The following is a 19,705-nucleotide window of genomic DNA, read 5'->3' as shown; positions in this document are numbered from 1 at the left end:
TGTTCATTTTTATGATAAATCAACTAACAATGAAATTACTGCCAGTTGATAGGGTCAAGCTGATAAAAGTGACTTAACTCTTTATAAAGCAAATTGTGTTGTTGGTAAAATTCCTGTGGCTTTTCAAAAAAGGTTTCGCTAATAACCGCAAAAAACTCAGCAGGATTAGTTGCGCCGTAATAGTTAAATAAAGAAGGGATTTGCTGTCTTGCACAATGCTGTAAGCTTTCGAATTCTTGGCCTAATACTTTTGACCAGGCTGAGTAATCTGTTATATCTCTAAGAGGCGGAGCTCCGTTTGCTTGGCCGTTTTCTTGATCAAGCTGGTGGGCAAATTCGTGAATAACAACGTTTTGGCCATCGAATGGATCTGCAGCTCCATCAAGAGTGCTTTTCCAAGAGAGAATAATTTTACCATTGCCCCATGACTCGCCTAACAAAACATTACGCTGATTTGACTCAACACCCGCAAAATCGGTTCCTCTTTTTTCGACAATAAAGGCGTATGGGTAAACCAAAATTTGTTTGAGTTTTGGATAAAAATCAGTTTGTCGATTCAGTAACAATAAGCAAGCTTGCGCTGCAATGGTGACTTTTACCTCATCCGTTATTTGAAAACCATCACAGCCCACAAACTCTTTTTCTTCGATAAAAATTTGGATGTGTTTTTTCAATTGTAATTGCAGATCGGTTGGCATAGCTTTGAAGTAGGGAAATCGACGTTTAAGAATTTGACGCCACTCTTTGGGGAAAGGTAGTTGGACGGTTTTTTCTCTGCGGCGCTGAGTTCGCTTTGGTTTAGAGATAATCAGACCAATGGCAATAACTGAAATAATGATCAGAACCAACAATGCAAACATATGCCTTCCTTGATGAGTAATAAGCTTAAATAAGTTATTGGGCGATTGAGAGAAAAATTCAAGGGCAGTTTAGTGAATACTAATGCTAATTAAATTTAATATGATTTTTTGAAGTAAAAAAAACTGGCAAACAACTTACGTTGATGCCAGTCAAATAGGGGGAGGGATTGTTATTTTTCTAGTACGTTACTTAATAAGAAGTGGATAATTTTTTACTTTATATTTATTTCATTTTCTATTGCCCGCTGTTCTGGTTCGGATAATAGAAAGTGCTGTTGGATAAGTTGCCTTATTAGTTTCGATTTTGCGCTATGGCTGCTTAAACTCAATGCCGTAAGTTGCTCGATAGCTGCCTCACTTAATGTAAACGTTGCCCTTCTAAAAGGCTGCGATTTACCTGTTGATTGCGACGTTTCATTTAATGGCTCATTGGCTTGTGTTAACGCTAAAAGTTGCTCCATTGCTTTTTTATTAGAATCATCTTGAGTTCTATTATTGGGCTGTTTACCCATAGCGTACAAGTTTGCTGCTTCAATAAAATCATCAACCGACATTTGTGGCGAAAATTGAGATTTACATGGCGTAACGTTTTTCTTGAGATCTGCTAGCCCCATAAGTCCCCCTCAGCTGCGTAACATTACCGGCATCGTTACGTTGTTGGATAAGTTGCTGTGCATTTTTAACTTCAAGCAATTCACAGGCAATATTGCGAATTTCGTTAGCCGCTTTTCCGCTAGGGTCTATTTCAATAACAGATAAACCTGACTCTTCACTGTCATCGTAAATATTACGACTGTATGTTATTGACTCAAGAACATTGATATCAAAGGTATTGCACACTTCTTTGGCTTCAAAAATTCGACCCGATTGATTGGGTAAACTTGGGCATTGAGTTATCACAAATGAAGCTTTCATTTTTGGGTTAATCATCTTACAGGTCGCGATGATATCATCCATATGCTCCACGGTTTTTAGGTCACGGCGTTTTGGGCGTAAAGGCATTAATGCATGTGAGGCGACTGACAATGTGGCGCGTAAAGCTAAGTTATCTTGTCCACCACAATCGACGATGACATAGTCATAATGTTGTTCAAGGCTGAGTAAATCATTACGGATTTTTCCATATAACTGCACGCAATTGATGGCGGGCAGATCAGGATTATTGTTTCTTGCTTGGATCCAGTCTGATGTTGTTCTTTGGGGGTCACAATCAACCATGATGATGCTTGATTTAGCATCTTTCGCGAGAAAAACAGCAACATTCTGTGCGAGACAGCTCTTGCCACTTCCACCTTTTTCTCCACCGACTAATATGATCATCTTTACTTCTCCTGATGGGACAACGAGAACGGCTTTATAAACACTCGTTGTTGTTATACTCAGTCTTAAATAATCCAAACACAGTCTTGAACGCATCAAACACAGTCTTGAACCTATTACCACAGTCACAGTCTTGAACGTATTGCTACAGTCACAGTCTTGAACGTATTGCCACAGTCACAGTCTTGAACGTATTGCTACAGTCACAGTCTTGAACGTATTGCCACAGTCACAGTCTTGAACGTATTGCCACAGTCACAGTCTTGAACGTATTGCTACAGTCACAGTCTTGAACGTATTACCACAGTCACAGTCTTGAACAAATCAGCCAAATTATGCAGCATTGTCAATAAAACAAATGCTATTTATTGGCAACATTTAGCTTTAATGTTATTAACTTTATGTGGAGAGTTGTAACAGGTCAATTGGTGGTAAATTGACGTTATGGCCGTTTTGACTGAACCGTGAATTTTTGACTAATACATGTGTTTGGCGTTTTTTTGACTTATTGAGTTCACTGCAATATTGAATGGCTTAACCCCTTAATTATGAGTAGCTTAAGGCGTAAAAACATTGACGCGAATATTTAAATCATCAATGAAGGCTTGTCGACTAGCTAACTGTCGTCCTAATTTATAGCTAAATAGTATTATTAATCTGGTTGATATTCCTAAACGATATACTGAGTTCTGTATAATAAAGTGCAATCGATAGTGAATTATCACAGTAAGCTTGATTAGGTATCCCTTTACTGCAAAAATCCATCACTTAATAATTAAGCTGTGTTTATTATATTTTTGCTTATTCTGCGCCAGCTTGAGAGAAAGTTATGGGATTACTAATTTATGAATGAAGCTTTATTGTTAGAAGCAATCAATCAAAAAATGCCGTTTGGAAAGTACGCTGGTAGAAAGCTGCTAGAACTGCCAGAGCCATATTTAGTTTGGTTTCATGGTAAAGGCTTTCCCGAAGGGAAGTTAGGTGAGCAATTAGCTTTGATGTACGAAGTAAAGTTAAATGGTTTAGAAGAAATGCTGCAGCCTTTATTGAAAAAGTAATACTGGTTAAACAGCTAGAAGTTTGAATTGTACGATGAGTTAGTGAGCGAAAGATTCATTTACCTAACTCCTTAGTCATATAGAATCCATTGAGTACTTGGTCTTTGGTTATCTGATAACTCGGCTGAATCTGTTTAAACCCTTGCTTGAGAAAAAAGCCTTTAGATAAATAAGAAGCATCGACACTTAATGATGAGTAATTTTGTTGTTGAGCCCAAGCCTCTAGTGTTTGATAAAGTTCTCCAGCCAATCCTTGACGTTGCAGCGATGGTAAAATATATAAGCTATCTATATAGCCACGACTATGAAAATGGGTTTCAACGTTAATCAGTCCAACCACCTCTGGCAAGTCATTATCTTGGTTATCTCTAATCATAATCCAGCTCTGACTTCGCTGTAAGCGTTGTGACCAGTGCTTTTTAGAGCGAGGGGACTCTGACCATGCATTTAATTGCTCCGCACTGTATCTTGGGTGCACAATATGCTGAACACATTGATGAACAAGTAAACTGACTGGCTCTGCAAACTTAGGTTTAAAAGAGGTGATGGCTAATTGGTTGTTCATAATTTTTAAAGCTTACTGTATTAAAGACCATAAAACCCATCATCAAAATGGAGTCAAAAAAAATCGGCTAACATAAATTAGCCGATTATCTATTTATCTGAAACTAAAACGAGTTATTTCTTCTCGATTTTGCCTACAAATAATAATTCTTCAAACGTTTTGTTTAGCGTGCTGCTTGTGAAGTCGTTCATCCACATTTGCTCATTCATGCTAACAGTATCGCCTTTAGTGATTTCAACTTGAGGACCTGCTGCCCAAAACGTTTTATCTTCAGCTTTAACTTGTACGTATGTGTAGCCACCGCTGTTCATTGTTTCTAGAACTTCACCTTGGTGCATGATACCAGCAGCCCAAGCTGAAGATACGCCTAACGCTAATGTTGCTGCAGCTGCTAATTTGATTAATTTTGCTTTCATGAAACCGTTTCCTATTTGATTAGGCTAATATTTGCAATGATTCAAGTCATGAATCCACATAAAGATACAGCATTAAATCATGAAGCCAGCACAGGGTCTGTGATCAGCTGCAGATTTGTGAATACTACATTATCATAAATAATATTAACCTTAACTGATATATAAGGTTTTATAGTTGATATTTACTGAATGAGTGATAACTGGCATTGAGGCAATGTATCACCTAATTCGCGTTATCTGTGACTGACGTAGTACACATTGGGTTGTAATGGATTTTCAATTAAGTTGCCGTGTTGAGATACAAAGTCTACAAATGCTTCAGGTAATGTCATGGTATTCAAATCTTGTTGCCAATGTGCCTTTAACAGTGCGTCATAGCCTTCTTTACCCGCTGCGGTATATGCGCTGGATACACCTATATAAAGCTTTTCAGTATCGATTTTTCGCCATTCACCTTGCTGGAACTCTTCAATGAGTGTAATGCGATGGTTCATCGCAAGATTGCCATCATAAAAGTAGCGTATGCCATAGGTATAAGGGAAGCTACCTGCACCAGTACCAGTAACGCCATTATTCGTTGCTGAGTTAATAGCAGACTCAAGCACTTGATATAAATATTTACCTTGGATTTGATATTTAACTAATGGAAGTTCGAATGGCAATATCCGACCGAGTACATCAGCTACCGATAAGTTTCCTTTATTTAGTGACTGCCTAACTCCGCCTGCATTATGTAAGGCAAAGTCTAATTTGGGTTCAGACAATTTGGTCGCTTTGAACATACTACGACACACCCATGGAGCTATTTCGCTGCCATGAGGAAAGTGTTTACTTGGCAAGCGGGTATGGATTAAATCTCTTGGAATATGTGCCAGTACTTGCTCTTCAAGTGCATTAAGCGCAGGGCGGTAATCGCGCATAATTGTTTCGTGTACTTCAGCACAAGCCTCGCAGCCTAACACGCCAGGGTGCGCTTTTAATGTTGTGATTACTTTTGATACTTTCTCAGCAGTTATTATTGGCTCAGCAGTTATTATTGACGAGGCATTTATAGATTCTCGTGTTTTCGAGGTAGCGTCTTCTTTGCTTGATGGTAAGTGAGATACTTCAATCTGTTCATCAAGCATAAAGTAGTTATTGCCATTGATAGCAGTGCAACTTCCTTGCTCATCAAATTCAATTTCGGCAAGTCCCAATACTTCAGCGTATTTGCTGGCATGAATAATCGGGGTATTGTTTATGGTTTCTGCGTAATCCGTGTGGCTTAACCCTAAATCGCTAAAGCTACCTTGTAAGGTGTGGGAGTGGCCACCGACAATAATGCTGATACCGTCAACTTTTTCGGCAAGCTCTCGGTCTTGGTCAAGGCCAAGGTGACTAAGAATTATGATATGGTCAACACCTTGATTTTTAAGGATGTCGACCGTATTTTTAGTCGTTTCGATGGCATTAATAAAGTGAGTATCAGGATCTGGGCGAGCAATGAGAGGCATCTGATCTAAAGTAATTCCAACAATGGCGATTTGCTTATCATAAAAGGGTTTTAGCAAAAACTTGGCACATTGTTGCTTGTTATCATAATCCAATAGCATCGGATGATTCTTTAAGCGTCCCTCTTTATCTAATAGCTCTTCAGTTAAATCCATATTGCCAGCCAATAGCGGGAATTCAATACGATTTAAAAAGGCTAACACCGGGCTGTTGCCGGCATCAATTTCATGATTACCCAACACCATGGCGTCGGGTTTTAACATATTTAATAAATGGGCATTGGCAGCGCCTTGAAATTCGCGAAAATATAAAGTGCCTTGAAAGCTATCACCACCGTGAAGAAACATGAATGCTTGATCAGTGTTTTGGGCTCTTTTTCTGGCAGCTTCGATTTGATAACTGAGGCGAGCATAGCCGCCAGTTTTGGTTTCCGCTTGATATTTTTGACCATCAACAGTCAAGTTAAATTGAATTTTGCTGGGCTCGAAATTTGAATGCGTGTCATTGATATGAGCGAGCGATAGCGTGTAATTTTTAGGCATCATTTCCTCTATATTTACAAGGTGAACGATTAAAAGTTCCCTTGCTAGGTGACATTTTTTGCAGTGTCTGATTACACCTGTTATTTACGCTTTAAAAACTATTTTTAGTCAAAAAAGGGAGCAATGCTCCCTTTTATTTGATGGTTACTTTACTTCAATATGCTGTTCAGTCTATTGACGTATCACTTACAGGTTTTGATGCTGCTTGTGTGTTGGTAATTTGGAGCTTGGGTTTGTCATTTAAGCGCTCCTCATTATTCATGTCTTCTCGCTTAGAGAATTCACCATCATCTGACAATACTATACCTTTATGTTTCATGCGTGTGCTCCATAACTTGCGAGCCAACTGCTGCATATCGGTAACAGGATCGTTTGAGTCGACAATTTCTAATCCAAGTAAAGATTCGACAATGTCTTCTAAAGTAACAATACCCTCGCCAGACCCATACTCATCAACAATCATGGCAATCTTAGTATTGCGCTTAATCATTAATTCGAATATCGGTAATATCTTTGCAGTTTCAGGGATCACTAACAGGTTTTTTTTCAAGACCCCGATAGATTCCTTTGGCGTATAGCGTTCTGCTTGAATGATGTTGTTACGGTTAACATAGCCAATGATGTTATCTGGGTCGTTTTCATAAACCGGAATTCGAGTAAAAGGCTTGGCCAAATATTGTTGTACAAACTCGCCCTGAGATAAATGTAATGGCAGCTTAAACATAACCGTTCTTGGGGTCATGATTGCAGAAACTGGCATCTCTTTAACTGACAGCATTTGGGTTAAAATCGCTGACTCTTGCTTGTCTAGCTCGCCTGAACGTAGGCCTATTTCAGCCATGGCACTCATTTCTTGGCGAATATATTGGCCTTCGTCACCTTTGCCCATTAATTTGGTCACTTGAGATGACATCCAAATTAGCGGCTTAGTGAGCCTTTCCATCCAAACTAAAATCAATGACACAGGTGCTGCTAGTGAACGCCAGTAATTTGCACCTAATGTTTTAGGGATGATTTCAGAAAAGAATAAAATTAAGAAGGTAAGCACACCAGAGAATACTCCGAGCATTTCATCACCAAAAACTTTTGCAGCTTGTGCACCTGCAACAGCCGCACCAACGGTATGGGCTATGGTGTTTAATGTCAAAATAGAAACCAGTGGTGATTCCACATTTTGTTTCTGTTTATCAAGCCGCTCAGCAGCTTTAGGATTAGTTTTTGCCAAATTGGCAATATAACTAGGGGTAACAGATAGTAGTACCGCTTCAAACACACTACAAAGAAATGAGATTGTAATAGCGATAAATACTATAATGATAAGAGTTATCATAAAGGTGGAATTACACCTCCGTATGGCAGACCAATATTAGTCCACATAAATTTTAGCAATAGTAACGAAAGTATCAAAGCTTTAATGCGAGTTCACTGGCCAAATTTTGTAAGGATCTGTATAATTCGCCGCCCGCTAGCAGGTTTTAGGTTTTTTGAGGTTAGACAACATGAGTGAGAAAAAGATCAATTTATTGGATCTTGATCGTAAGGCAATGAGAGCGTTATTCACCGAAATGGGCGAAAAACCATTCAGAGCCGATCAATTGATGAAATGGCTTTATCACTTTGGTGTTAGCGACTTCGAAGAAATGAACAACATTAACAAAGCATTGCGAGCTAAATTAGCACGTAAGTGTGAAGTGGTTGCGCCAGAAATCTCAAACTTCCAAAAGTCTGAAGATGGCACGATTAAGTTCGCGATTAATGTAGGCCAAGGCCAAGAAGTTGAAACCGTTTACATCCCAGAAGAAGACCGCGCGACCTTGTGCGTATCATCTCAAGTTGGCTGTGCATTGGAATGTACTTTCTGCTCTACAGCCCAGCAAGGCTTCAACCGTAACTTAACGGTATCTGAAATAGTTGGCCAAATTTGGCGAGTATCACAATTTTTAGGTTTCCAAAAAGACACAGGTGACCGTCCAATCACTAATGTTGTGATGATGGGAATGGGTGAGCCGCTACTTAACTTAGCTAATGTGATTCCTGCAATGGATATTATGCTAGATGACTTTGGTTTCAGTTTATCAAAACGTCGCGTGACATTATCAACCTCAGGTGTTGTACCAGCGCTTGATAAGCTAGGCGATGCATTAGATGTCGCTCTTGCGGTAAGTATTCATGCGCCGAACGATGAGCTACGTGATGTATTAGTGCCAGTTAATAAAAAATATCCATTACAAGAATTTCTTGCCGGTATCCGTCGTTACTTAGCTAAATCTAATGCTAACCGTGGCCGCGTGACCGTAGAATATGTCATGCTTGATCATATCAACGACAGCACAGACCAAGCACATGAGCTTGCTAAGTTGATGAAAGAAACTCCATGTAAAATTAACTTAATTCCTTTTAATCCTTATCCTGGTTCTCCATATGGTCGCTCTTCTAATTCTAGAATTGACCGTTTCTCGAAAGTATTAATGGAATATGGGTTAACCGTGATTGTGCGTAAAACCCGTGGTGATGACATTGATGCTGCGTGTGGTCAATTAGCGGGTGATATTCGTGATCGAACTAAACGATTAGCGAAAAAACGCATGCAAGACAATGCTATTTCGGTCACAATGGATTAACTGTTTGTTTGTATAGATTAATAGGCGTAAGAAGTATGCACGGATTGCCGAAACTTTTAATTATTGTTGCCATATCATTACCTTTAGTGGGTTGTGTTACCGAAAGAACGTATAGTGGTACGGATATTCCAGTTTCTGAAAGGACACTGGATAAAACTTCAGCTGCAAAAGAGCGAATGCAGCTGGGTTTGACCTACTTGAATCGTGGCAACATGGAGCAGGCAAAGTTTAATTTGAATCGTGCAGTCGAGTATGCCCCTCAGTTAAGTGCTGTGCATACTGCTATGGCTTATTACTATCAAACTGTTGATGATGTTGAACGTGCTGAAGAATCTTATCGCAAAGCCATAAACACCAGTGATGCTACTGGTGATGCGATGAATAATTTTGGCGTGTTTTTATGTCAACAAGAGAAATACAGCCAAGCTGAAGTCATGTTTAAAAATGCGATTAACGCTAAAGAATACACCCGTACGGCTTCAAGCTATGAAAACTTAGGTGTGTGTAGTCTCTCGAATGGCGAGCCTGAAAAGGCTAAAGAGTATTTTGAAAGTGCATTACGTTACGATCCAAGAAGACAGTCCACATTGATGGAATTGATCGATTTAGCTATCGCAGAAAATGATTACGATACGGCTAAATCAAATCTACAGCGTTTTCATCGAGTGGCGCAGCAAACGCCTGAAAGTTTAGCTTTAGGAATTAAAATATCGCGCGAGCTGGCGGATGATGAAGCGGTTAAACGCTATGGCATTACTTTAATCGCCAAATATCCAGCCTCTGAGCAAGCGAAAGAATATAGGGCTACTTTGCATTAATGACAAACAATAACAATGAAACGTCCCGATTAGACGAGAATGATACGGACCAAACTGAGTTACTTGAAGAAGTATCAACTGCTGGCATGCTGTTACGTACAGCACGTGAAGCAAAAGGCTTATCGATTGAAGCCGTTGCAACACAGTTACACTTACGTCCAAGCGTCATTGAAGATATTGAAAACGATATTTTTGATAATATCTCGTCGGCAACTTATGCCCGAGGCTACGCTAAAAACTATGCAAAATATGTAGAAGCTGATGTCGAAGCGCTCCAACAATGCTTAGCTCAACAACTGCCTGATGAAACTGCTGCAATGCAAAGTTTTTCTCGTAAAACGACTCGTGATGCTCGTGATAGCCGTTTAACGATAGTAACTTACCTGATCATTTTAGCTTTGTTAGCCTTGTTAGTTGTTTGGTGGGTGCAAAAGGATTCTTTACTCAGCGGAATTGATTTATCAAAACCGACTGCTGAAGAAGTTGCTGCCGCCAATGTACCTGTTGTCAGTCAAACAGAAGATTTGTTAGAGCCAGAAATTGATCCTAATATGGCCTATATAGAACCATCACAAATGCCTGTAGAGACTACGTCGGCAGCAAGTGCTGATGCACAAACTGTAACGGACTTGGCTAATGACGCAACGCAAAGCGCAGAACCTGCGATTGAAACACTGCAGTCTGCCAGTGCATTAGTGACTAACTCAGCCGTTACTACTGATGTAGTAAACACTGAAATTGCACAAAGTACAGTAGAGCCATTAGCAGCTAATGATGCCATATCGATGAGTTTTACCGCTGACTGTTGGGTTAACGTGGTTGATGCAACTGGCAAAACTTTAGTTGATGGCGTTAAAGGTTCTAGTCGAGTGGTAGAAGCTAAAGGTGTTGCGCCATTTAAACTTATTTTAGGTGCGCCGCAAGTCGTCAAAATTCAATTTAATGGTGAAGATGTCAGTTTAGCTGACTTCTCAGAAGGCCGTGTGGCTAGGTTAACCTTACCAAGAGTGTAATGTTAGCTGTAACTAAGTAAGCAGTAGAGCAATAGATTATGTATAACGAATCTCCTATTATTCGCCGTCCTTCAAGTCGTATTTATGTTGGCGATGTACCTATCGGTGATGGTGCCCCGATAGCGGTTCAATCAATGACGAACACTAAAACGACTGATGTAGAAGCAACAGTGGCACAAATTCGTGCACTTGAGAAAGTGGGCGCGGATATTGTGCGTGTTTCTGTACCGACGATGGATGCTGCTGAAGCATTTAAGATAATTAAACAAAGTGTCAATGTGCCATTGGTGGCTGATATTCACTTTGATTACCGTATCGCACTAAAAGTGGCTGAGTACGGCGTAGATTGTTTACGGATTAATCCAGGTAATATCGGCAACGAAGAACGTATTCGCAATGTCGTTGAATGCGCTCGTGATAAAAATATTCCAATCCGTATTGGGGTGAATGGCGGCTCTTTAGAGAAAGACCTCATGGATAAATACCATGAGCCAACACCAGAAGCTTTGCTTGAGTCAGCCATGCGTCATGTGGATATTTTAGATCGTCTTAACTTTGATCAGTTTAAAGTGAGCGTTAAAGCATCGGACGTATTCTTAGCGGTTGAGTCTTACCGTTTATTGGCCAAACAAATTAAACAACCGCTGCACCTAGGAATTACTGAAGCAGGTGGTGCTAGAGCTGGCTCTGTTAAATCAGCTGTCGGGTTAGGGATGTTACTGGCTGAAGGTATAGGTGATACGTTACGTATTTCACTTGCAGCCGATCCAGTTGAAGAAATTAAAGTCGGCTTTGACATTTTAAAGTCACTGCGTATTCGCAGTCGCGGTATTAACTTTATTGCTTGTCCATCATGTTCACGCCAAGAGTTTGATGTGATTAACACTGTTAACGCACTTGAAATGCGCCTAGAAGATATTACCACCGCGATGGATGTTTCGATCATTGGTTGTGTGGTTAATGGCCCGGGCGAAGCGCTAGTTTCAGATATTGGTTTAACGGGTAGCCATGGTAAAAGTGGTTATTATGATGACGGCAAACGTCAAAAAGAGCGTTTTGATAACAATGATTTAGTGGATTCATTAGAAGCAAAAATTCGTGCAAAAGCAGCGATAATGCAAAATAGAATCGATATTAAAGACGCAACAGAATAAGTTTGTTTTAGATAATAAATACACCTTACCAGCGATGGTAGGTGTATTTTTGTGTAAGGCATGTAGATTAATTTAAGCCCTCGGTCATCGATTTTAAATCGAACAAATCGATTAATGTTGAACCAAGGCAAGTTAACTCAAGTAGGCAAAACGTGGCTAAACAGATCCAAGCAATTCGCGGAATGAATGACATTCTGCCAACGCAAAGCCCAATATGGCAAAAAGTAGAAGCGGTTATCCGTTCTACTGTTAGTGCATATGGCTATAGCGAAATCCGTACTCCGATCGTTGAATCAACCGATCTTTTCAAACGTTCTATTGGTGAAGTTACCGATATCGTTGAAAAAGAAATGTATACCTTTGCCGATCGCAATGAAGACAGCTTAACCTTACGTCCAGAAGGCACTGCTTCTACTGTTCGTGCGGGTAACGAGCATGGCTTGCTGTATAACCAAGAGCAGCGTTTATGGTACATGGGACCAATGTTCCGCCATGAACGTCCGCAAAAAGGTCGCTACCGTCAATTCCACCAGTTTGGTGTTGAAGTTTATGGTATTCCAAGTGCAGACATTGATGCTGAAGTATTAATGTTATCAGCGCGCCTTTGGGAATCTTTCGGTATTACCGAACACGTTAAGTTAGAGCTTAATACATTGGGCGATCCAGCTGAACGAGCAGCATACCGTGATGCATTGATTGCATTTCTTGAGCAGCATAAAGAGCAGCTTGACGAAGATTCACAGCGCCGCATGTACTCAAACCCACTGCGCGTATTAGATTCTAAATCACCACAAGTTCAAGCATTACTGGCCGATGCGCCAGCATTAATGGAGTACTTAGGTGAAGAGTCAAAAACACATTTTTCAACCTTATGTGAACTCTTAGACGCTGTTGGCATCCAATACACAGTTAATCCTCGTCTTGTTCGCGGTTTAGATTACTATAACCGCACTGTTTTCGAATGGGTTACAGACAGTTTAGGTTCGCAAGGCACAGTATTAGCTGGCGGTCGTTATGACGGATTAGTTGGTCAGCTTGGGGGGAAAGATACTCCAGCAGTGGGTTTTGCAATGGGCCTTGAGCGTATTGTGTTATTGCTTGAAACCCTTGAACTGAACAAAGACGTTGCTCCCGTTGTTGATGTTTATGTCACAGCAATGGGCGAAAACTGTTTAGTTGAAGCAATTAAAATTGCTCAAGAGTTGCGTCAAAGCCTGCCACAGCTTAAAGTCATGAGTCATTGTGGTGGCGGTAACTTTAAAAAGCAGATGAAACGTGCTGATAAAAGCGGCGCTGAGTATGCATTAATCATTGGTGAGAACGAAATCGCAAACCAACAGGTTGCAGTTAAGCCTCTGAGAAATAAGAACGAACAACTTTTGGTTGCCCGAGACGATTTGGCGACCACGATTAAATCATTATTTTAATATTGGCTTATTAGCTAATAAACAGAACTGAATAGAAAGGGGAAGTGCGCGTGGATATTTATAGCACAGAAGAACAACAAGTAGATGCTATTAAGCAGTTCTGGAAAGATTACGGCAGCTCTATCATTGTAGGTGCGGTAGTTGGTCTAGGTGGATTATACGGTTGGAATTATTATTCTGACGTAAAAATAGAAAATGCTGAAGCAGCTTCAGAAGCGTTTCAAAGCATTGCCGCTAATAGCGCAGACAGCACAGCTGTTATGGCTGCAGTTAGCGATTTTGGTCAGCAACATGATCAACAAGGTTATCAAGCATTGCTTGAGCTTATGTCTGCAAAAGCTGCAGTAGATGCAGGTGATTTAGATAAAGCAGAAGCGGCTTTCACTAAAATCATCGCAGCTAACCCAGGTGCAGCACTTAGCTCTTTAGCGACGATTCGTTTATCTCGAGTTCAAGCTGAGCAAGGTAATTTAGGCACAGCGTTAGCAACTTTAGACCAAGTTAGCGATGAAGCATTTAATGCACAACGTGACGAATTAAAAGGCGACTTCCTAGTGCGTCAAGGCGACATGGACAAGGCAAGAACTGCATACCAAGCAGCTGTAGACAATGGCGGCTCGTTATCAAGTCCTGCACTACAAATGAAGCTAGACAATTTAAACAAGGCATAAGGAATTAGCCGAATGAAGTCTTTATGCAAAACCTTGCTAGCAGCGGGCTTAAGTGTCGCGTTGCTATCTGCTTGTTCTTCGAGCGATACTGAAGAAGAAGTTGTAACAGAACTTACTGAAATTCAAGCAACTGTATTTCCTGAAGTCGATTGGAGCGTCAGTGTAGGCAATGGTGTGGGCGACTATTACTCACAACTTAAACCAGCCGTTTTTTATGGTCATGTCTATGTCGCTGACCGTAACGGTACTGTTGTTGCTTACGATCAAGAAACAAGTAAGGTCGCTTGGCGTAAAGACTTAGCGTCAGAATTTAAAGATACTGCGCTGGCTAAAACCAAAGAAGCACGTATTGCCGCTGGCGTAACAGTTAGCCGTAATAAAGTCTTTATTGGCGGTGAATCAGGCTTGCTTGTTGCACTTGATGCAAAAACAGGTGATGTTGCTTGGCATGCTATTGCCAGTGGCGAGCTGTTGTCGCCACCAACTGTTTCTGAAGATTCTGTAGCTGTGCATACCAGTGATGGTAACTTTGAGTCATTTTCAATTGAAGATGGCAGCAAGTTGTGGACCCACGAAATGCAACTGCCAAACTTGACTCTTCGAGGTACAGGTTCCGCGGCATATGATTCAGGTGGTTTCTTCCTAGGTACAGCTGATGGTAAAATATCAGTTATCGTTAAAAACAACGGTCAAGTGGCTTGGGAACAAGCCGTATTTAGCCCAACTGGCGGTAACGAGTTTACTCGAATGGCCGATGTGGACATGACACCGTTAATTTTGGGCGATAATTTATACGCGGTAAGTTACAATGGTAACTTGGTGTCAATGGAGCTAAGAACGGGTCGTGTTGTTTGGACACGTAAGTACTCAAGCTTTAATGAATTAGCCGCAGCAGGTGTTGGACTTTATGTCGTTGATGACCATAGTCGTATTTACTCAGTAGATAGACGTAATGGTTTGGAACTTTGGAGTAATACTACGTTAACAAACCGTGGTTTAACTTCTCCTGCAGTCATTGGTTCTTATATTGTGGTAGGTGACTTTGAAGGTTATCTACACTTTATCGATCGCAACACTGGCGAAGTCGCTGGTCGAGTTGAGGTTGATAGTGATGGTTTATTCTCGCAGCCGGTTGTGGCTGGAGACAAAATTTATGTGCAAGGTCGCAGCGGGAAGCTAGCTACTGTAATCCTGCCATAAATTAACCAGTAAACCTTATTAGAGCCCCTGGAAGTGTGTTCCGGGGGCTTTTTATTTAAAAGTTTTTAGAGGCAAAATCATGATCCCTGTAGTGGCCCTTGTGGGGCGACCTAATGTTGGTAAGTCAACTTTATTTAACCGTCTTACTCGCACAAGAGATGCGCTTGTCGCCGATTTTCCTGGTTTAACACGTGACCGTAAATACGGTCGTGCGTTTTTATCTGGTTACGAATTTATTGTGGTTGATACTGGTGGTATCGACGGCACTGAAGAAGGGATCGAAACAAAAATGGCTGAACAGTCGCTTGCTGCGATTGAAGAAGCTGATGTCGTATTATTCTTAACTGATGCACGTGCTGGCTTAACTTCTGCTGATCTTGCGATTTCAGAGCATTTACGTAGCCGTGATAAAACTACCTTTGTTGTTGCCAACAAAGTAGATGGTATTGACGCTGATTCAGCTTGTGCTGAGTTTTGGTCGCTGGGTTTAGGTGAAGTCTACCAAATGGCAGCTGCGCAAGGCCGCGGCGTGACCAATATGATTGAATATTCTTTAGCACCTTATGCTGAAGCAATGGGTATTACTCGCCAAGATTCCGATGAAGAAGGCGAAGAAGTACGCGAGTACACCGAAGAAGAAGCGGAAGCAGAACAAGAGCGTCTGCAAAACTTACCAATTAAATTAGCTATCATCGGTAAACCAAACGTAGGTAAATCAACACTGACTAACCGTATTCTAGGTGAAGAACGTGTGGTGGTTTATGATGCGCCAGGTACGACTCGTGACAGTATTTATATTCCAATGACGCGCGAAGATCGTGAATATGTATTGATTGATACTGCGGGTGTTCGTCGCCGCAGTAAAGTACATGAAACTATCGAGAAATTCTCGGTCATTAAAACCCTTAAAGCTGTTGAAGATGCCAATGTTGTTTTACTGGTTATCGATGCACAAGATGGTATCTCTGAACAAGATTTAGGTTTATTAGGCTTTGCATTAAACGCGGGACGTGCAATCGTGATTGCGGTGAACAAATGGGATGGTTTAGACCAGTCATTTAAAGAAGGCGTTAAAAGCGAACTTGATCGTCGCCTAGGCTTTATTGATTTTGCCCGCATTCACTTTATCTCAGCATTGCATGGTACAGGTGTTGGTCATTTATACGAATCTATTGAAGAAGCATATGACAGTGCGACGCGCCGCGTAAGCACTTCAATGCTGACTCGTATTATGCAAATGTCACAAGACGATCATCAGCCTCCATTGGTTCATGGCCGCCGCGTTAAGCTTAAATATGCCCATGCTGGTGGTTACAATCCACCAATCGTTGTTGTGCATGGTAATCAGGTAAGTAAGTTACCTGATTCATACAAGCGCTACATGATGAACTATTTCCGTCGTTCGTTAAAAGTGATTGGCACGCCAATTCAAATTCGTTTCCAAGAAGGTGCGAACCCGTTCCAAGGCCGTACTGAGAAACTGACGATTAGCCAAGAGCGTCGTCGTAAACGCGCTATGAGCCATATCAATAGCCGTAAGAAGTAACCTTCTGACAGCGTTTATTAAGATAATAAAAAAGCCTGAATTGAAAAATTCAGGCTTTTTTTATGCTTATCAATCGCTAAGCTAATCAATTTATAAACTAACCAGCAGCTTCGCTAGTTCATCATTGAGTTAATCAATCACTTTAGTTATCTAGCCTTTTGTTGAGGCGCAGATGAACGATGGCTTGAATGACTCTTACTCGAAGAGCGATTATGACTTTTTGATTGTGCAGTTGACCTCTGTGTTGTTGCTCTTTGATTCGACGACCTTTGAGTTGTCGCTCTTTGTGTCGAAGAACGCTGTGTTGAAGCCCGTTGGCTTGATTGCTTATGCTGCGAATTACTATAACTTGGCGACTTGTAATTGCTCGAGTTATTAGAACGGTTGTGATTCACCTTCGCCGTTTGGTTGACCGACTTGTTTTTAACACTTTTGTTATGACTTACAGTATTCCTCTTATTATCCTTTAATGCCTTGTTTACGCGACTTTGTTGCGTCTGTTTTGCGTAGTTCGTTTTATGCTTACTATTAACCGGCTTTAGTGCAGGTTTATGTGAAGACTTATGAGCCGCTTTATGTGCTGGTTTATGAGCAATGCTGGCGCTGTTATAACGTTTTTTGTCATAACGATGACTCACTTTTGGCGCTTTGTAAGCAACGCCGCGTCGATGAGCAGGTTTATGTTTCCAACGTTGTGAACCAGTGCTGTAAGCAATTTTATGGGGTTTACGGTAATAACGAGTATTACGGTGGTTAACTACCACGACGCGATGATGTGACCAATGCACAGCGCCAAAGAAGTAGTTAAAGTTAATGTATACGCTAGGCCCCCAGTATATTGGACGGTGCGGGCGATAATATGCGTATGCCGGGTAATGCCAATAAACAGGCGGATAAGCATGCCAGCGCCAATGACCGTAAACCACTCGCGGATCGTACACTGGCACATAAATAACTTCAGGCTGTGCTGGCTCAATAATGATTTGTTTTTCAACACGGGTAACAGTCATGTTATCCATTTCATTAAAGCTATCGGCTTCGTCCGCTTGTTGTCTAAGTATCTGAATACTGGCAAGCACCATTGCTTCATCTAGTAAGAAAGCTTCACCTAATTCTTGAGTCCAGTTTAAATCTTCATTTAACTTTTCAAGTACGGTCGGAAAAGCCACCAGTGCCGTTACACTAGGGTCCCAAGATTCAAGTTCAGCCTGCTGCATTTTTTGTTCGCTGCTCAAACTATTATGTTGTTGCTCCCAACGACGGGCTTGAACAATCTCAAGTGGGTAAGTCGCAGCAATTAATATATGAGTAAGCAAGCTATCTGGGTACAGGGCAATAGGCGCTAACATCTGTGCTAGCTGCGCCTCTGAAGGCTGAGTTTGCTCATATTGCGCGTCACTGTTACTTCCAATAGCATTACTTCCAACAGCCAACGCAGCTGTTGGTGACAGTAGACAAAGAGTAATAAGCCCAGCTTTAATCAATTTTGTGGGGATAGATAATCGGATCATTTTATCTCCAGATACCAAACATCGGTACTTTACGAATGTTAGAGATAGCATAACCAAGTGAAAATGAACGTAGGATGAAAGCGTATAGTGCAAGGAGAGTTATTTAAGGTAAATACTAATAATGCTCCCAAGTTTATAGAGTAAGCTAACTGGCAAAGGTTAAGATGAATTTAGCGCCGCCAAATTGCTCTGATTGCGAAACTGTCAGCTCACCTTGATAGGTTTTCACTAAGTCTTGAACGATAGCCAAACCAATACCATGACCTTGGTGATAAGTGTCAGCGCGAATACCACGTTCGAATACATTTTGGCGTTGTTGTTCAGTGAGTCCGTCACCGTCATCTTCAATGATAAAACGTAATACTGCATCGGTTTGTTCAACAGATAAACACACTTGGGATTTTGCAGCCTTACAGGCGTTATCCAATAAATTGCCAAGCATCTCGTGTAAATCTGCTTCTTCACCTTTAAACATTAGCTTTGGCTCAGCTCGATAATCAATATCCACATAAGATTGCTGATAAATTTTTGCTAAGGTTCTAATGAGTTTACTGGCCACATCATCAATGCTGATACCTATATGCCAAGCTTGATTAGCGCTGGATTTCGCTTTGTTTAGTTGATAGCTAATGATGTTATTAATATTGGTGGCTTGCTCTTTTGACTCATCACTTAAATCAGTTTGGCTTTGCAGAACCGCTAAGGGTGTTTTTAAACTATGAGCTAAATCAGCGAGTGCATTTCGGTAACGAAGCCTTTGTTGCTGCTCTGTGTTGAGTAATATATTGAGTTGATTAGCCACCGCATTTAATTCGTTGGGGTAATCCTGTTTTAACCGAGTTTGCTGACCCTTATCAACCAGTGCAAGTTCTTTGGTAAATTGATTTAATGGTTTTAACGTCCAAAATAGCCAAATCCCTTGTACGAGTGCCAGTACCAACATTAAAACAATCAGCCAAGTCCATAAGGTGGTATTAAACTCACTAATTTGTTGTTGGTAGTCGGCGTCATCTTTAACAATGTGAACTGTGATTGCCAGTGGCTTTTGATTGGTTTCAAAACTAACACTAAAGCTATAAACCACGTGGTTGTTATCGCCATTGCCAGCTAAATCGTCAAAGCTAACTTGTGTCAGGGCTCCTTGTCCCATCTGCGGGCTGGGGAGTGCTAAGGCTGTTGAGCTAGTTGTTGGCAGGTTTAAACCAAAAAAAGATTCGGAATGCCAAAGCAGTTGATTGTCTGAGGTGATCAGCGCATATAATCCTGAGCCAATGACATTAAACTGATTTTCTATCAGATAATTAGGCATGACGACTTGATCGTCTTTAACCTCGGCGACAGCAAGTACTGAATAAACATAAGCTCGCAATTGATTGTTTATCGATTGAGTAATTTGATGTTGGAACGCGCTATTAACGGTCACGCCAATCAGCGGGAGTAATACTAAAATTAGTAATAAACCGCTAAGCATTAACCGAAACTTGAGTGAGTT

The 19,705-nt window shown here is 41.0% G+C and carries 18 protein-coding genes; 9 read left to right on the top strand and 9 right to left on the bottom strand.

The window, feature by feature from the left end:
* Positions 1-35: 35 nt before the first annotated feature.
* The 3 genes from QPX86_RS15075 to QPX86_RS15065 form a co-directional block, all read right to left on the bottom strand.
* Positions 36-860, bottom strand: a complete 825-nt coding sequence (locus tag QPX86_RS15075) for a M90 family metallopeptidase (RefSeq protein WP_285163113.1) — start codon at positions 858-860, stop codon at positions 36-38.
* Between the two features lie 212 nt (positions 861-1,072).
* Complete coding sequence (locus QPX86_RS15070; RefSeq protein WP_220753087.1) at positions 1,073-1,474, bottom strand: CopG family transcriptional regulator; 402 nt, start codon at positions 1,472-1,474, stop codon at positions 1,073-1,075.
* Positions 1,434-2,180 carry an AAA family ATPase gene (locus QPX86_RS15065; RefSeq protein ID WP_285163112.1) on the bottom strand — a complete coding sequence of 249 codons (747 nt, stop codon included), beginning with the start codon at positions 2,178-2,180 and terminating at the stop codon, positions 1,434-1,436. Before QPX86_RS15065 ends, QPX86_RS15070 begins: the two co-directional genes overlap by 41 nt.
* Before the next feature lie 845 nt (positions 2,181-3,025).
* Between QPX86_RS15065 and QPX86_RS15060 the strand changes: the two genes are divergently transcribed.
* Positions 3,026-3,238 carry a DUF3820 family protein gene (locus QPX86_RS15060; RefSeq protein WP_220753085.1) on the top strand — a complete coding sequence of 71 codons (213 nt, stop codon included), beginning with the start codon at positions 3,026-3,028 and terminating at the stop codon, positions 3,236-3,238.
* A gap of 55 nt (positions 3,239-3,293) precedes the next feature.
* Here QPX86_RS15060 and QPX86_RS15055 read toward each other — a convergent pair whose 3' ends face one another.
* The 4 genes from QPX86_RS15055 to QPX86_RS15040 form a co-directional block, all read right to left on the bottom strand.
* Positions 3,294-3,803, bottom strand: a complete 510-nt coding sequence (locus tag QPX86_RS15055) for a GNAT family N-acetyltransferase (protein ID WP_220753084.1) — start codon at positions 3,801-3,803, stop codon at positions 3,294-3,296.
* Positions 3,804-3,916: 113 nt separating this feature from the next.
* Positions 3,917-4,219: an NrfJ gene (locus tag QPX86_RS15050; RefSeq protein ID WP_220753083.1), complete on the bottom strand. Its 303-nt coding sequence runs from the start codon at positions 4,217-4,219 to the stop codon at positions 3,917-3,919.
* Between the two features lie 233 nt (positions 4,220-4,452).
* Positions 4,453-6,252, bottom strand: coding sequence for a bifunctional metallophosphatase/5'-nucleotidase (locus QPX86_RS15045; RefSeq protein WP_285163111.1), 1,800 nt, complete (start codon positions 6,250-6,252; stop codon positions 4,453-4,455).
* 166 nt (positions 6,253-6,418) lie between these two features.
* The gene (locus QPX86_RS15040) at positions 6,419-7,582 is read right to left on the bottom strand and encodes a CNNM domain-containing protein (protein WP_220753081.1); all 1,164 of its coding nucleotides are present in this window, start codon (positions 7,580-7,582) and stop codon (positions 6,419-6,421) included.
* A gap of 169 nt (positions 7,583-7,751) precedes the next feature.
* On the opposite strand from QPX86_RS15040, the gene QPX86_RS15035 reads away from it, so the two are divergent.
* The 8 genes from QPX86_RS15035 (at position 7,752) to der (ending at position 16,702) form a co-directional block, all read left to right on the top strand.
* Positions 7,752-8,873, top strand: coding sequence for a bifunctional tRNA (adenosine(37)-C2)-methyltransferase TrmG/ribosomal RNA large subunit methyltransferase RlmN (locus tag QPX86_RS15035; protein WP_220753080.1), 1,122 nt, complete (start codon positions 7,752-7,754; stop codon positions 8,871-8,873).
* A gap of 35 nt (positions 8,874-8,908) precedes the next feature.
* Positions 8,909-9,691: a type IV pilus biogenesis/stability protein PilW gene (pilW, locus tag QPX86_RS15030; protein ID WP_220753079.1), complete on the top strand. Its 783-nt coding sequence runs from the start codon at positions 8,909-8,911 to the stop codon at positions 9,689-9,691.
* Positions 9,691-10,704, top strand: a complete 1,014-nt coding sequence (locus tag QPX86_RS15025) for a RodZ domain-containing protein (RefSeq protein WP_220753078.1) — start codon at positions 9,691-9,693, stop codon at positions 10,702-10,704. The genes pilW and QPX86_RS15025 overlap by 1 nt, the downstream gene beginning before the upstream one ends.
* Before the next feature lie 38 nt (positions 10,705-10,742).
* Positions 10,743-11,858 carry a flavodoxin-dependent (E)-4-hydroxy-3-methylbut-2-enyl-diphosphate synthase gene (ispG, locus tag QPX86_RS15020; RefSeq protein ID WP_220753077.1) on the top strand — a complete coding sequence of 372 codons (1,116 nt, stop codon included), beginning with the start codon at positions 10,743-10,745 and terminating at the stop codon, positions 11,856-11,858.
* 152 nt (positions 11,859-12,010) lie between these two features.
* On the top strand, positions 12,011-13,285 hold the full coding sequence (hisS, locus tag QPX86_RS15015; RefSeq protein ID WP_285163110.1) for a histidine--tRNA ligase: 1,275 nt from the start codon (positions 12,011-12,013) through the stop codon (positions 13,283-13,285).
* 50 nt (positions 13,286-13,335) lie between these two features.
* Positions 13,336-13,956 (top strand): tetratricopeptide repeat protein, encoded by a 621-nt coding sequence (locus QPX86_RS15010; RefSeq protein ID WP_220753075.1) that lies wholly within the window; start codon positions 13,336-13,338, stop codon positions 13,954-13,956.
* 12 nt (positions 13,957-13,968) lie between these two features.
* Entirely contained in the window at positions 13,969-15,156 is a 1,188-nt protein-coding gene (bamB, locus tag QPX86_RS15005) for an outer membrane protein assembly factor BamB (RefSeq protein WP_220753074.1), read from the top strand.
* Positions 15,157-15,235: 79 nt separating this feature from the next.
* Positions 15,236-16,702: a ribosome biogenesis GTPase Der gene (gene der, locus QPX86_RS15000; protein WP_220753073.1), complete on the top strand. Its 1,467-nt coding sequence runs from the start codon at positions 15,236-15,238 to the stop codon at positions 16,700-16,702.
* Positions 16,703-16,848: 146 nt separating this feature from the next.
* Here the strand turns inward: der and QPX86_RS14995 are convergent, their stop codons facing one another.
* Both QPX86_RS14995 and QPX86_RS14990 read right to left on the bottom strand, forming a co-directional pair.
* Positions 16,849-18,213 (bottom strand): DUF3300 domain-containing protein, encoded by a 1,365-nt coding sequence (locus QPX86_RS14995; protein WP_285163109.1) that lies wholly within the window; start codon positions 18,211-18,213, stop codon positions 16,849-16,851.
* A 145-nt stretch (positions 18,214-18,358) separates the two neighbouring features.
* Positions 18,359-19,684: an ATP-binding protein gene (locus QPX86_RS14990; RefSeq protein WP_285165178.1), complete on the bottom strand. Its 1,326-nt coding sequence runs from the start codon at positions 19,682-19,684 to the stop codon at positions 18,359-18,361.
* Positions 19,685-19,705: the final 21 nt, after the last annotated feature.

Origin of the sequence: Shewanella goraebulensis, from assembly GCF_030252245.1 — a bacterium.
Lineage (GTDB): Bacteria > Pseudomonadota > Gammaproteobacteria > Enterobacterales > Shewanellaceae > Shewanella > Shewanella goraebulensis.
The sequence above is the reverse complement of the archived record's forward strand: the minus strand, read 5'-3'. Positions and strand labels throughout refer to the sequence as shown.